This is a genomic window from Flavobacterium restrictum (assembly GCF_007097245.1).
In the GTDB taxonomy this organism is placed as follows: Bacteria; Bacteroidota; Bacteroidia; order Flavobacteriales; family Flavobacteriaceae; genus Flavobacterium; species Flavobacterium restrictum.
Genome location: NZ_VJZT01000029.1, coordinates 1 through 13,052 on the forward strand (window position 1 = coordinate 1; position 13,052 = coordinate 13,052).

Annotated in this window: 10 protein-coding genes; 6 read left to right on the forward strand and 4 right to left on the reverse strand. The window is 35.3% G+C overall.

What is annotated here, in order from left to right; all coding sequences use genetic code 11:
• Window positions 1–240: 240 nt before the first annotated feature.
• The 4 genes from FNW21_RS15510 to FNW21_RS15525 form a co-directional block, all read right to left on the reverse strand.
• The gene (locus FNW21_RS15510; RefSeq protein ID WP_144257664.1) at window positions 241–660 is read right to left on the reverse strand and encodes a nucleoside-diphosphate kinase; all 420 of its coding nucleotides are present in this window, start codon (window positions 658–660) and stop codon (window positions 241–243) included.
• Window positions 661–934: 274 nt separating this feature from the next.
• A complete protein-coding gene (locus FNW21_RS15515; protein WP_144257665.1) occupies window positions 935–2,161 on the reverse strand; it encodes a T9SS type A sorting domain-containing protein in 1,227 nt (408 codons plus the stop codon).
• A 449-nt stretch (window positions 2,162–2,610) separates the two neighbouring features.
• Window positions 2,611–4,215 (reverse strand): bacillithiol biosynthesis cysteine-adding enzyme BshC, encoded by a 1,605-nt coding sequence (gene bshC, locus FNW21_RS15520; RefSeq protein WP_144257666.1) that lies wholly within the window; start codon window positions 4,213–4,215, stop codon window positions 2,611–2,613.
• A 298-nt stretch (window positions 4,216–4,513) separates the two neighbouring features.
• The gene (locus FNW21_RS15525) at window positions 4,514–5,251 is read right to left on the reverse strand and encodes a tyrosine-protein phosphatase (RefSeq protein ID WP_144257667.1); all 738 of its coding nucleotides are present in this window, start codon (window positions 5,249–5,251) and stop codon (window positions 4,514–4,516) included.
• Window positions 5,252–5,765: 514 nt separating this feature from the next.
• Here FNW21_RS15525 and FNW21_RS15530 point away from each other — a divergent pair.
• The 6 genes from FNW21_RS15530 (at window position 5,766) to FNW21_RS16615 (ending at window position 12,861) form a co-directional block, all read left to right on the forward strand.
• Window positions 5,766–6,635, forward strand: a complete 870-nt coding sequence (locus FNW21_RS15530) for an ABC transporter permease (protein WP_144257668.1) — start codon at window positions 5,766–5,768, stop codon at window positions 6,633–6,635.
• A gap of 683 nt (window positions 6,636–7,318) precedes the next feature.
• Complete coding sequence (locus FNW21_RS15535; protein ID WP_144257669.1) at window positions 7,319–8,602, forward strand: ABC transporter ATP-binding protein; 1,284 nt, start codon at window positions 7,319–7,321, stop codon at window positions 8,600–8,602.
• Between the two features lie 11 nt (window positions 8,603–8,613).
• Entirely contained in the window at window positions 8,614–9,441 is an 828-nt protein-coding gene (locus tag FNW21_RS15540; protein ID WP_144257670.1) for an alpha-1,2-fucosyltransferase, read from the forward strand.
• A gap of 3 nt (window positions 9,442–9,444) precedes the next feature.
• On the forward strand, window positions 9,445–11,193 hold the full coding sequence (gene asnB, locus FNW21_RS15545; RefSeq protein ID WP_144257671.1) for an asparagine synthase (glutamine-hydrolyzing): 1,749 nt from the start codon (window positions 9,445–9,447) through the stop codon (window positions 11,191–11,193).
• A gap of 3 nt (window positions 11,194–11,196) precedes the next feature.
• The gene (locus FNW21_RS15550; RefSeq protein ID WP_144257672.1) at window positions 11,197–12,162 is read left to right on the forward strand and encodes a glycosyltransferase family A protein; all 966 of its coding nucleotides are present in this window, start codon (window positions 11,197–11,199) and stop codon (window positions 12,160–12,162) included.
• 36 nt (window positions 12,163–12,198) lie between these two features.
• Entirely contained in the window at window positions 12,199–12,861 is a 663-nt protein-coding gene (locus FNW21_RS16615; RefSeq protein WP_235889653.1) for an acyltransferase, read from the forward strand.
• Window positions 12,862–13,052: the final 191 nt, after the last annotated feature.

A 13,052-nucleotide genomic window follows, 5' to 3' on the forward strand; every position in this document is an offset into this window, starting at 1 on the left:
AATCCCTAATCCGTCTAATTCCATACCCTAAAATTAAACCTTTTTATAACTTTCCACTAATTTAGGCGAAGAACCATTTAAATTCAAAATATATTGGTTTGAAAGATGAAACTCAAAAGGCAAATTATAATGTAACGCATTAATACAATGCTTGCTAAAACAAGAAAATCCCGTTCATTGAACGGGATTTTCTTGTTTATACGATTTCCAACTCTAAAATCAGAAAGCAACAATCTAAAATTAAAACTGTTCTCTACCTGCAAAATGGAAAGCACTTTCTATAGCAGCGTTTTCGTCACTATCCGATCCGTGAACGGCGTTTTCTCCAATAGAAGTAGCGTAAGCTTTGCGAATAGTTCCTTCGGCAGCTTCGGCTGGATTGGTAGCACCAATTAAAGTTCTGAAATCTTCTACGGCATTTTCTTTTTCAAGAATGGCAGCAACAATTGGGCCACGAGTCATGAATGCAACTAATTCTCCGTAAAAAGGTCTTGCAGCGTGTACAGCATAAAAAGCTTGCGCATCGGCAGTGGTTAATTGTGTTAATTTCAAAGAAACAATTTTGAAACCGCCATTGGTAATCATTGCTAATATATTTCCGATGTGTCCGTTTTCTACGCCATCCGGTTTGATCATTGTAAATGTTCTATTTGTAGCCATTTTTTAAGTGTTTTAAATTTTATGCAAAAATAAACATTTTATATCATTCTATTTTAATTTATTGTCAATAAAAAGCCGTTTTGATGTTGTTTTAGTAATAGTGTTATTTTAAAAAACAGTGTTAGTATTAAATCAGAATTAAAAAACGGATCAAGAGTTCTGGTTAGCACCAATGTAAAGTAGTCTCAAAGTCTTTACAACGAAGCGGGAGAACAAAAAAAATCCCTTAACGCTTCTCGTAGCGATAAGGGATTTTTAGGATTAAAACTAGAATTTAGTTTTTGATCAATTTTACAGTAGCAGAAGCGTTTTCAGTAGTTACTTTTGCAAAGTAAATTCCTTTGGCTAAAGTAGTTCCGTCAACAGTGGTTGTAGCTGTGTTACGAACTACACGACCGTTGATGTCGTATACTTGTACTGATTTGATGTTGTTGTTTTTTGAAGTAATATTCCAAGCTCCTTGTGAAGGGTTAGGATATACGGAGAAACTTTTTGCATCCAATTTGTTTAGTCCAAGAGATTTTAATGTAATGGTATACGCTAAAGTTTGTCTGTTGACAGTGATGTCATAAGTACCAGCTTGTGCAGCAGTAACTAAAAAATCTTGTCCAGCAGTACTTAAGTTACCACTTGTAGTAGCAAAAAATTCTGTATCTTTAATATCTGCAGCGTATTTAACAGACCAAGAATTGTTTTCTCTGAATATAAAACCACCTGCTTTAAAAGCTACATCAGTAATAGAGTAGTTGATACCATCAGTTGTTGTCAAGGGAGTATCAGTTCCCCAAGCTATATTAGCATTTCCAGTAATACTGATTGTTTTGAAAGGAGGAGCAGTAAAAGTATAATCTCCAGTTCCTAAATCAATAGAAACAACCCAGTCCCCAGCAGGTACTGTTATAGTACTTCCCGGTGTTGCATTTCCCGTAGGGTAATTACCACCGTTCAATACACCATCAATATCAAATTGAACTGTTCCAGCTGTAAATGTACCTTCATACGTGTAAATGTTACTATCAGCTGTTGCCATAGTCACTGTGCTAGCTAGTGCAGTACCAGACAATTTTACAACGGATACGCCAGCCACAGTGTTGAAGCTGTAGGCTCCAGTAACTACATCTAAAGTCACATCATAAATTCCTGCAACAACACCCACTTTAATATCACTACTACTACCAGCGTTTACTGCAATACCAGTTGGAAATTGTACTCCAGCAGCAGGTGCTCCCCAGTTACCACCAGCAGGGCTTCCAGTAGCATCATTCCATGAGTTATTCGCTCTAAATTTGATTCCAGGACCTGTTACTACTAATCCTGAAATTGTCCAAGTAGTACCACCATCAGTAGATGTCATTTGGTGAACATCGTCAGGTCCTGGGTTACCTGGGTCACCTGGCCATCCACCAACACCTTCACCAAGAATACTCACCGTAGCGATTTGTGCATTTGCAGCAGTCATTGCAAATACGCACATAATTAAATAAAGTAATCCTTTTTTCATAATAATGTATTTTTTAAGTTAATTTAAAGTAAAAGTAACGATAAATTGTATGCTAATTTTGAATACCAAAAAAATGAAGTTACTACAACGTTTTCGTGTTAATAACATTTTATTTGTAAGGCTTTTTTTTGTAGTAAAGTCCAGTATTATAAGGGGTAAGCGTGTTAAAGTGGGAATTGTTTTTGGCTCTTCCTAAAATGGAATAGTTCTTTTTTGGTGTTTTTTAAGATTGTAATCGTGAGAATTTTCTTTTAATATTGATATTTTTTTAGGAGTAATACTGGTGTTATGTGTTGATAATACACTTTATAGCAAAAGTAATCTATTACTTTTTTAAGGAATTGTTCTGGGTATGTAGTAGTGTATTCGCTTTTAACTACAGGTTAAACTTTTGAAATTTGCCACGGATGCCACGGATGTGACAGATTAGCACGGATTTTTTGGTATTACTATAGCGTGATGCAATTAAAATCGGATGCCAATGGATGCAATTCTTTTACAATAGTGGGAATTAATTGGTCACCACTTTCTAGATAAAACTCGGAGAAATTGGTTTGTCTTTCTTGTAAACTCCCATTAGGAAACAGCTCGTTTTGCAAAGCAGTGATGCGTTCTAGCACGTCGTTTAGTTTTCGTTTTTGGGCTTTGATTAAGCGTTTTTCTAGATTTTCTAATCCTTTGGTTTGTTTTATTTGTTGTGCTTTTACGGCACCTAGAAACGAACTATCCGTATGTTTAGTCAATTCATAGAGTTGCTCAAACTGTAGTTGCAATTGTGCTTTTAAAGGCTGTACATCAATAGGAAAATCGGATAATTCATGGGTTTTGTTGGTGATTAATTGCTCTTGTTTTTGGAATAAATCACGCCACGATAGCCCTAAAGCATCGGCTTTTTTGATTTGTTTTTGGGTAGCTAATACAGCTGAATTTCGGAGTAATAGGATGGGGAACGTTACTTTTGCGGCATCGAAAAATGATTTTAACTCCAGCCAATACGCAATTTCGCCACCACCACCAATGTAGCATAAGTTGGGTAAAATAACTTCCTGATACAACGGACGCATAATCACATTGGGACTAAATTTTTCGGGATGGGTTGCTAAAAGGGCTAGTATTTCGGTTGGGGTAAACATGATTTTGGTATTGTTAATTTTGTAAATACCAGCTTCGTAAACAATGCGTTCCCGGAGTTTATCTTCGATATAAAACAAATTAATCTCCCGTGGATTGACTTGAACGGTGTATTGCTCTAGTTTTTTGGCAGTATCCAGCACTTGTTTTTGTGCCGTTTGACGCACTAATTCCTCTTTTATGTAAGGAATAAACTGGCGTTTTAACTCGGTTTCATCGGCGTCCAGAATGACTAAACCGTATTCGCCAAAGAGTGCATTGGCTAGAAAACGGGTCGCATCCGCTAGATTAGTATGATTGAGATACGCCTCTTCGAATAGTTTTTTTAGAAAACTAGCGTTAGTACTCGATCCCAATTCGAGGGCGTATATTTCCAAAAATTCAGCCAGACCTTGAGTTGATAATCGCCCAACAGGGCCTGCGCTATGGGTATTCCAGCGGAATTTTTTGCCTTTGAAATTGAAATAATTAATTTCTTCAAAGTCGTGGTCTTCGGTCGCCATCCAATATACGGGGACAAAATGAGAGTCGGGATACTTGGTTTTTAATTCTTTGGTCAGGTTGATGGTCGAAATAATTTTGTACAAAAAATACAAAGGCCCACTAAACAAATTGAGCTGATGCCCTGTTGTTACCGTAAAAGTATTGGCTTCTACTAGGAGTTCAATATTATGTTGGGTTAGTGGGGAGGTCGTAATTTTGGCATATTGTGCTTTTAAGACCGAGACCAAAACGGCTCTTTTTGTATTGCTATCGGCATTGGTGTTGAAATTACTTTTTTTCTCAACGATTTGGTTTTCAAAATTTTCAAGCGTTGGAAATCGATTATAAAGTTCGTTTAAGGGTTCTTTTTGGTCTAAATAATCGGTCATTAGAGTAGAGAAATAACCAGAATTTTGGAAGCTGATACAGTCGGTTGGCATGTTGAAATAGATTTAAGGCTAAAGTATCAAAAAAAATCGCTTCCCGCAAATGAGGTTTTTGCCTTGGGATGGGCTAGATTTCTTTTTGGGATGATTTACTGTTGTAAACATCTGTATTTGCTGTGAGTTGAATTGCGTGAAGGATAGTAGTGGAGCTCTTTTTATTGACCGCCCTGTCAGGGTTTTGAACCCTGGTAGGGCGGTCAATAAAAAAGCGGGAACGATAGCCTGACCCGAGGCTTTTTCTGCCGAGGGACACGCCAAAATTAAAATGGAGTACCTCGTAGCATTACGTGTGTTATTGCTTGAAAAACTGATTGTTGGCTATGATTTCAACTAGTGGAAGCGTGTCTTTTATTTTTACTTTTTGATTGAAAGCGGCAATATGGTTGTCATGATGCACATCCGATCCGGCATAGGTGTACATTCCTTTTTGAAGCAATTCCTCGGCTATTTTTGCAATTTCTTTTCCGTAATATCCTACAACGGACAGGAGATTGAGTTGAAAAAGACAACCGGCTCGCTTGAGTTTTAGGTATTCATTAAAATTATTATGGTAAAATAAATACCGCTCTGGATGTGCCAAAACTGGAGTGTAGCCGGCAACTTGTAAGTCGAATAGTATGGCATACAACTGAATGGGAGCATTGATATAAGACATTTCGACCAAAACATAATTGTCTTTTAGGGTCAGCAAGTTACCAGATTGAAAAAGTTTGACAAAGGCATCGTCCATCAAATATTCGGCAGCAGCTCGAAAAGGGATGTTGCATTGACTATCTTGCAATTGTTGTTTGGTAGTGGCGGCTTTTTCAAGAATTTGGTCGTGTGTATTGTCCCAAACGTGTTGTATAATATGGGGTGTGGTTATACACTCTGAAATTCCAAATCCTTGTAATGCTTGTGTGAGGCGGAGTGTGTCTGCAAAATTTCGGGCACCATCGTCAATCCCAGGTAATAAATGAGAGTGCATATCGATATGACCATCTGGAATTAAATCTTTAAGAACTGGTTTTGATTTGAATAATTTTAACATGCAACAAAGGTAAGAAAAAAGTACGTAGGATATGTTTTTTAGTGCTTACCGCAAGTAAATTAGTGGTTATTTAGTATCCGAGGGACAACTTTTGCAACAAAATCGTCACCCCCCGCCCTCTCCCAAGGCGAGGGAGCATCATCGCAATTGAATCTTCGGTTACTTATTATACGAAATAAAACCTTTGCACGTTTACGGTAAACCCCTCCGAAGCCCAACCTTTTCGCCTTCATAATCCAACTTGGCGCACCTTGCGAAACACTTCGCGTCTTTGCGGTAAAAAAAACTTTGCGGTAAAACCCCTCCGAAGCCCAACCTTTTCGCCTTCATAATCCAACTTGGCGCACCTTGCGAAACACTTCGCGTCTTTGCGGTAAAATAACTTTGCGGTAAAATCCTTTGCTATTTCTAATTCTAAAAATTAGATTCCCAACAACAAATTACTATATTTGCCAAGCACTTTGTGCCAAAAATCAGTGCCAATACGGCTTATAAGTAAGTTAGTCCTTTGCAAATGAATACTACCAATACTACATCGACACCATGGTTGTTTGAGATAAAACCCAAAAACAAATTCTTTTCGCTTAACTTAAAAGAAGTTTGGCAATACCGTGATTTACTGATTCTTTTTGTCAAAAGAGACATTGTCACCGTTTACAAGCAAACGGTTTTAGGGCCATTGTGGTACTTGATTCAGCCCTTGTTTACCTCGGTCACTTTTACGATTATTTTTAATAATGTGGCGGGAATCAATACGGGAACTGTGCCCCCATTTTTATTCAACTTGGCTGGAATTACCGTTTGGAATTACTTTACGGCTTGCTTGAATGGCACCTCGGATACCTTTAGGAGCAATGCGGCTATCTTTGGTAAAGTGTATTTCCCAAGGATTATTGTACCTATATCTATTGTGATGTCCAATTTGGTCAAGTTTGGAATTCAGTTTTTTATATTCCTATTCTTTTATCTTTTTTATTACTTCAAGGGAGCCACCATTGGCATGAACGCTACTACGGTATTCTTCCCAGTCTTAATTGTGTTCATGGGGATTTTAGGTTTGGGATTAGGAATGATTATATCGTCATTAGTGACCAAATACCGTGATTTTAGCAACCTCATAGGTTTTGGTGTACAATTGTTGATGTATGTTTCAGCAGTGATGTACCCGATGGCATTAATCAAAGAAAAACTGCCTACTTATGGTTGGTTGGTCGCCTATAATCCATTAGCCTATGTGATCGAAACCACTCGGTATATGTTGCTCAATGTAGGGCATATTTCTGTTTTGGGCTTGACGTATACTTTTGGTGTGACGATAAGCGTATTTATAATAGGCTTGTTAGTGTTCAATAAAACCGAGAAAAGTTTTATAGATACGGTGTAGTGGAGTAGAACTTAAAAATCCTCATCCCCCCGCCCTCTCCCAAGGAGAGGGAGCATCATCGCAATTGAATCTTCGGTTACTTATTATACGAAATAAAACCTTCGCGCCTTTGCGGCAAAAAAACCTTTGCGGTAAAAACCTCCGAAGTCCAACCTTTGCGACTTCACCATCCAACTTGGCGCACCTTGCGAAACACTTCGCGCCTTTGCGGTAAAAAAAAACTTTGCGGTAAAATCCTCCGAATCCCAACCTTTGCGACTTTACAAACTATCCTTCGCGCACTTGGCGAAACACTTGGCGCATTTGCGGTAAAAAAACCTTTACGGTAAAATCCTCCGAAGTCCAACCTTTGCGACTTCACCATCCAACTTGGCGCATTTTACGAAACACTTTGCGTCTTTGCGGTAAAAAAACCTTTGCGGTAAAATCCTCCGAAGTCCAACCTTTGCGCCTTCACAAACCAACTTTGCGAACCTTGTGAAACACTTCGCGCCTTTGCGGTAAAAAATAACTTTGCGGTAAAAAAAACTTTGCGGTAAAAAAATGATGTAAAAAAAATCTTTATCATGTTAATTATGAAGTTAAAAAAAATAACTTTGCGTTTTTAGTGCCTTTGCTATAACCCTAGCGCACTTTGCGAAAAAAATTCGCGCCTTTGCGGTAAAAACCTTTGTGGTAAAACAATGAAAGACATTATATTAAAAGCCGAAAACATCTCTAAACAATACCGCCTTGGGCAGGTAGGAACGGGTACGTTGAGTCACGACTTAAACCGTTGGTGGCATCAAATACGAGGCAAAGAAAATCCGTACTTAAAAATTGGTGATACCAATGATCGCTCGACCAAAGGGACTAGCGATTATGTATGGGCATTACAAGACATTAATTTTGAAGTAGAACGCGGTGAAGTATTGGGTATTATAGGTAAAAATGGTGCTGGAAAATCAACATTACTTAAAATATTATCTCGGGTAACTGCACCCACAACCGGAAGTATCAAGTTTGGTGGTAGGGTAGCCTCCTTGCTTGAGGTAGGTACAGGCTTTAATGGCGAGATGACGGGTCGTGAAAATATTTATTTAAACGGAGCCATCCTTGGAATGACCAAAAAAGAAATCAGCTCGAAGATTGACGAAATTATTGGTTTCTCTGGTTGTGAACGCTACATTGATACGCCTGTAAAACGCTACAGTAGCGGGATGTATGTACGATTGGCTTTTGCGGTAGCTGCTTTTTTAGAGCCTGAAATTTTAATTATAGATGAAGTGCTAGCCGTAGGCGATGCCGAATTCCAGAAAAAAGCCATTGGAAAAATGCAAGATATTTCCAAGACGGGGGGACGAACGGTGCTGTTTGTGAGTCATAATATGGCGGCGATTAAACAATTGTGTACAAGAGGAATTGTTATGGAGCATGGGAAAATAGTTTTTGATGGAAACACGGATGATGCTATTGAAAATTATTTAAATGCTAACAATTCAATTATTGATATAAATCAGAAGAAACGAATTGGCAATGGACTTGTGAAAATTGAGAAAGTTGAGATAGTTGATTCTAAAGGGAATTTAGTCCAGAATATTTATAGTGGACAAGATATAAAAGTGTTACTTCATTACACTTGTTTATTAAAGGACAGCGAAAAATTAAATATGCATCCCTCAATTGCTTTTACTAACGCAATGGGTGTGCAAATTATGAATCATCATAGCCGCTTAAATGGTTTGCTTTACAACAATTTATCCGAGAAAGGAGTTTTTTGTATGTGTATTGACAGACTACCATTACCAGCTTCAAACTACACCGTGAGTTATTCGTTGATGAGTTATGACGATTATTATGATGGTGCTGATGAAGTTTTTGCTTTTGAAGTTGTGGAAGGTAATTTCTACGGCTCGGGCGAAGTACCTCCAGCTTCTCATACCTTATTTTTATTAGATGCAAAGTGGAATGAAAGTACTATAAATTAATAAATAATAGTATGATTATTAGTAAATTTCAGGGAAGATTAGGCAACCAAATGTTTCAATATGCAACAGCTTTAAGTGTTTCCAAACAGTTCAATACATTTTTTTTAATTGATAACGCATTTGATAGTGTGTTTTTAAAATATTTTACTCCTAGAGTTTTGTATTGTGATTTATGGAATAAAATAATGTTAAAATGGTTTAAAAAAAAAAATGTAAATACAATATATCAGGTAGGTGATGAAGATGTAAATGAAATGAAAAAACTATTTAGAGACAATAGTTACTATAACGGTTTTTTTCAATCTGAAGATTATTTCAGCGGATACCAACCGTATTTGCAAAAAAAGTTTGTAATAAGAAAAAAATATAGAAACGTATTTAATTCTAAATACGGTCAGCTCTTTAAGGAAAATAAAATTATAGCTATACATTGTAGATTAGGGGATTATTTAAACTGGGGAAGTGACCAATTGGGTGGTTTGAATTTGACTTTACCTCAAAGTTATTATCAAAATGCTATAGCGCAAATTGATACTATAGAACAATATAAGGTTGTCATAGTTACTGATGATTTAGAAAATGTAGCTGATAAATTTGATTTTATAGCAGATAAAATAATTGTATCAGAGGAGGAGATTGTTGATTTTCAAATTTTACTGAATGCTGATAAACTGATTATTTCAAACAGTAGTTTTAGTTGGTGGGCAGGATATCTTTCAACAAAAAACAAAACTGTTTATGCGCCAGAGTTTTGGTTAGGCTTTAAGGTAGAAAAGGAATATCCAGTTGGAATACTTTTAAAGAGTTTTATAAAAACCCCTGTTTTTTTTAAAATATAGTTTATGTGTGGAATTACCGCTTTTTTCTCATTTACAACAATTGATAAGCCAGTTTTAGATAAGCTTTCGTTATGCAATGCTGCTATGCTCTATCGTGGCCCTAACGAGCAAGATATCTGGAATGACGAGAAGGTTGCTTTAGCACATGTACGCTTATCCATCATTGGTGTTGCTAACGGACATCAGCCCATTTTTAATGAAGATAAAAGTATTGTTTTGATTTGCAATGGCGAGATTTACAACTACATATCCCTGAAAAAGGAATTAGAATCAAAAGGACATTCTTTTGCTACTTTGTCTGATTGTGAAGTAATTTTACATTTGTACGAAACCTACGGAGACAACTTTAATGCCCAATTAGAAGGAATGTTTGCTTATTGCCTGTATGATATAAAAAAGCAGAAACTTATTACGGGTAGGGATATTGCTGGAAAAAAACCATTATATTATGCCGTTCTGTCGGAAGGAATCGTTTTTTCGTCTGAAGTAAAAGTAATAAAATCGTATTTTTCAACTAACACTTTAAATTTTGAAGTACTTAGGCAAGTACAAAAGTATTCGTATGCCATAGCAACAGGTGACACCTATATACAAGCTATAAAAAAAATACCACATGCTTCCTTTTCTACAAGTTCTCAAAGTGAAAATGTAACATTAAAAAAATACAGCGAACGTAATTTTAAGGCAACTTTTGAGGGCGATTATCAAGAGGCATGTAACGAGGTTAAACGTCTTTTGTTTAGTGCTGTAGAAAAGCGTTTGATGAGTGAAGTGCCTATAGGAGTGCTATTGAGCGCTGGCGTCGATTCATCAGCAATTGCCGCTGTGACAAGAGAATTCAGAGAGAATGTAAGTGTTATTTCGGCAGGATATAAAGGTGTTTTTAGTGTTGATGAACGTAAAGAAGCTAAACGATTTAGTGATGACATGGGACTTATTTGGAATGAAATTGAACTGGATTCCAATGATTTTAGCAGTTCCCTTGAGGATATTCTGGAACATCTAGACGAACCGAATGGCGATGTAGCTATGTTTGCGCAATGGGCAATTTACAAAAAAGCTAAAAACATGGGGTTTAAAGTTTTATTGAGTGGCAATGGTGGCGATGAACTCTTTTATGGTTACAAACCGCACAATCAATATGCCGAAAGTTTGCAATGGATTCGAGATTATTATCTAAATGATATTCGTTTTAGTGCCAAATCTAAATTAAAGGCAATAGTAAAAGAAATCCTGTTTTTTAATAGGAACACAAAAAGTGACTTTTTAGTAAATGCAAAAAAAACGTATGATTTTCCAGTTTTTAATGAGTTAAATAAACTAGCTTTCAAACAACAAATTCCTTTTGAAAGAATAGATTGGCATAGAGTTGATACGGAGTATTATATTGATAAAATTTATTATTTCATGCATTATGCCTGGTTGACAAATAATTGTTATTTTCTTAGCGACAAATTAGCAATGGCACATTCCATAGAAATGAGGTCTCCATTTGCGGATAGCAATCTAATCCATTTTATAGACACATTGCCTTTGGCGATTAAGTTTCCAAATCAACAACCCAAACAACTTTTGAAGGATAGTCTAAAAGGAATTGTTCCTGACTATGTTTTAAACCGTCCCAAAACAGGATTCACACCTCCTGACACCTACATAAACGATATTATCTATAACTATAACCCACGTTTTTTTAGCGAAAAACCCAAAAACTTTCCGCAATTAGTAACGGATTATTTTGCAGCAAAATTATAAAAAATGGAATTAGCACCAATTGTATTATTTGTTTACAACCGGCCATGGCATACCAAGCAAACATTGGAAGCATTGATGCGTAACGATTATGCAGATCAAAGCACCTTGTTTATTTATTGCGATGGAGCTAAAGAAAACGCTTCAGAAGAGCTTTTGTCACGTGTTAAAGAGGTTAGAACAATAATAAGAGAAAAAAATTGGTGTAAAGAAGTTGTTATAATAGAACAAAAAGACAATCTTGGTTTAGCTGACAGTATAATCAATGGGGTTACGGAAGTTGTTAATAAATACGGTAAAATAATTGTTTTAGAGGATGATATAGTAACTTCTGTAAATTTCATTAATTACATGAACACTGCTCTCCAACGATATGAAAATGAATTTATTGTAAAGCAAATAAGTGCTTATGCTTTTGATTTAGAATGTAAAAAAAAGAATAGTGCTTATTTTATTCCACTTACAACTACTTGGGGTTGGGCAACTTGGAAAAGAGTTTGGGTAGAGATAAACTTTAATTCTCAAGATTATTTGGAGTTAAAAAGTAATAATAAATTACGTAAACAATTCAATCTTGATGATAGTTATAATTATAGTTCTATGTTGATTACCCAAATGGAAAGTAAAAGAATAAGTTCTTGGGGTATAAGATTTTGGTGGAATGTTTTCAAAAATAAAGGATTAGTTTTACATCCAGATTATTCCTTGGTGCAAAATATAGGTTTTGATAACTCTGGAGTTCATTGTGATGATTCTGATTTTGGTACTACAAATAATTGGAATTCTAATTATATAATTACTAATTATCCTAGTAAAATTAATATTGAACAGAAGAAATTCAAACAATTGAAGCTTTATTTAAAAAGTAATTTAGAGAAACATAAAACAAAAATAGATCTAAAAATCAGCTTTTTAATTTATTTAAAAAAAATATCAGAGAAATTAAAATCAATATTTTTTTCTTTTAACTGAACGAAAAATAAGTTTTAAATCGTTAGAATAGCAAATATGATTAAAAATGGAATTGAAAATTTTCTTAAAAAGAATATAGCAAAAATGTTGAATTCTGGATTCATTCTTAATAATCCTTATTTTGATATTACTCAAATAGAGTCTAGAATTAAAGTATTAGAAATTAGAAAGTGTCTAGAACAAGTTTCTATTGGCGAATATTCGAGATTTTATGAGCAAGCCGAGGTTGTTAATATTCAAGGGAATAAGGAAAATATTAGAATTGGGTTACATACTCATATAAGGGGAACTTTATTGCTTTTTGCTCACAACGGAAAGATTAATATTGGGAATAATTGTTATATCGGTTTTGGAACTCAAATTTGGAGTGCCAATGCTATTACAATTGGTAATGATGTTTTGATATCTCATAATTGTAATATTATTGATACTAATTCTCATGAAGAGGACTATTTAGAAAGGCAGAAATCATTCTTAACAATGCTTAAAATGGGACATCCAATAGAAAATGTTAATGTTAAATCTGCTCCAATAATAATTGAAGATAATGTTTGGATAAGTTTTAATGTCACTATTTTAAAAGGTGTAACTATAGGTAAAGGGGCTATTGTCGCAGCAGGATCTGTTGTTACAAAAAATATTCCTGAATTTGTTGTTGTTGCAGGAAATCCAGCTAAAATAGTAAAGAATTTAGTTTGATATGTTCTTTTTAAATTACGAATCAAAGCTTATTTACAAAAGTATTGCAAATCATATTAAAATGACAACAAACTATTTCTGTTACTAAATTTTAATTAATTGTTATAAAATAAATTTTGATTGTCCGCAATTACCCATAACACAATAAAAAGCCTTATATTTGATAAAAAAAAACGATGAATCTATTCAAT

Bases quoted from the DNA above. Each gene is read 5' to 3' on its own strand.
- FNW21_RS15510 (WP_144257664.1), bottom strand. From the start codon at position 660: ATGGCTACAAATAGAACATTTACAATGATCAAACCGGATGGCGTAGAA.
- bshC (WP_144257666.1), bottom strand. From the start codon at position 4,215: ATGCCAACCGACTGTATCAGCTTCCAAAATTCTGGTTATTTCTCTACT.
- FNW21_RS15535 (WP_144257669.1), top strand. From the start codon at position 7,319: ATGAAAGACATTATATTAAAAGCCGAAAACATCTCTAAACAATACCGC.
- FNW21_RS15550 (WP_144257672.1), top strand. From the start codon at position 11,197: ATGGAATTAGCACCAATTGTATTATTTGTTTACAACCGGCCATGGCAT.
- FNW21_RS15515 (WP_144257665.1), bottom strand. From the start codon at position 2,161: ATGAAAAAAGGATTACTTTATTTAATTATGTGCGTATTTGCAATGACT.
- FNW21_RS15530 (WP_144257668.1), top strand. From the start codon at position 5,766: ATGAATACTACCAATACTACATCGACACCATGGTTGTTTGAGATAAAA.
- FNW21_RS15525 (WP_144257667.1), bottom strand. From the start codon at position 5,251: ATGTTAAAATTATTCAAATCAAAACCAGTTCTTAAAGATTTAATTCCA.
- FNW21_RS16615 (WP_235889653.1), top strand. From the start codon at position 12,199: ATGATTAAAAATGGAATTGAAAATTTTCTTAAAAAGAATATAGCAAAA.
- FNW21_RS15540 (WP_144257670.1), top strand. From the start codon at position 8,614: ATGATTATTAGTAAATTTCAGGGAAGATTAGGCAACCAAATGTTTCAA.
- asnB (WP_144257671.1), top strand. From the start codon at position 9,445: ATGTGTGGAATTACCGCTTTTTTCTCATTTACAACAATTGATAAGCCA.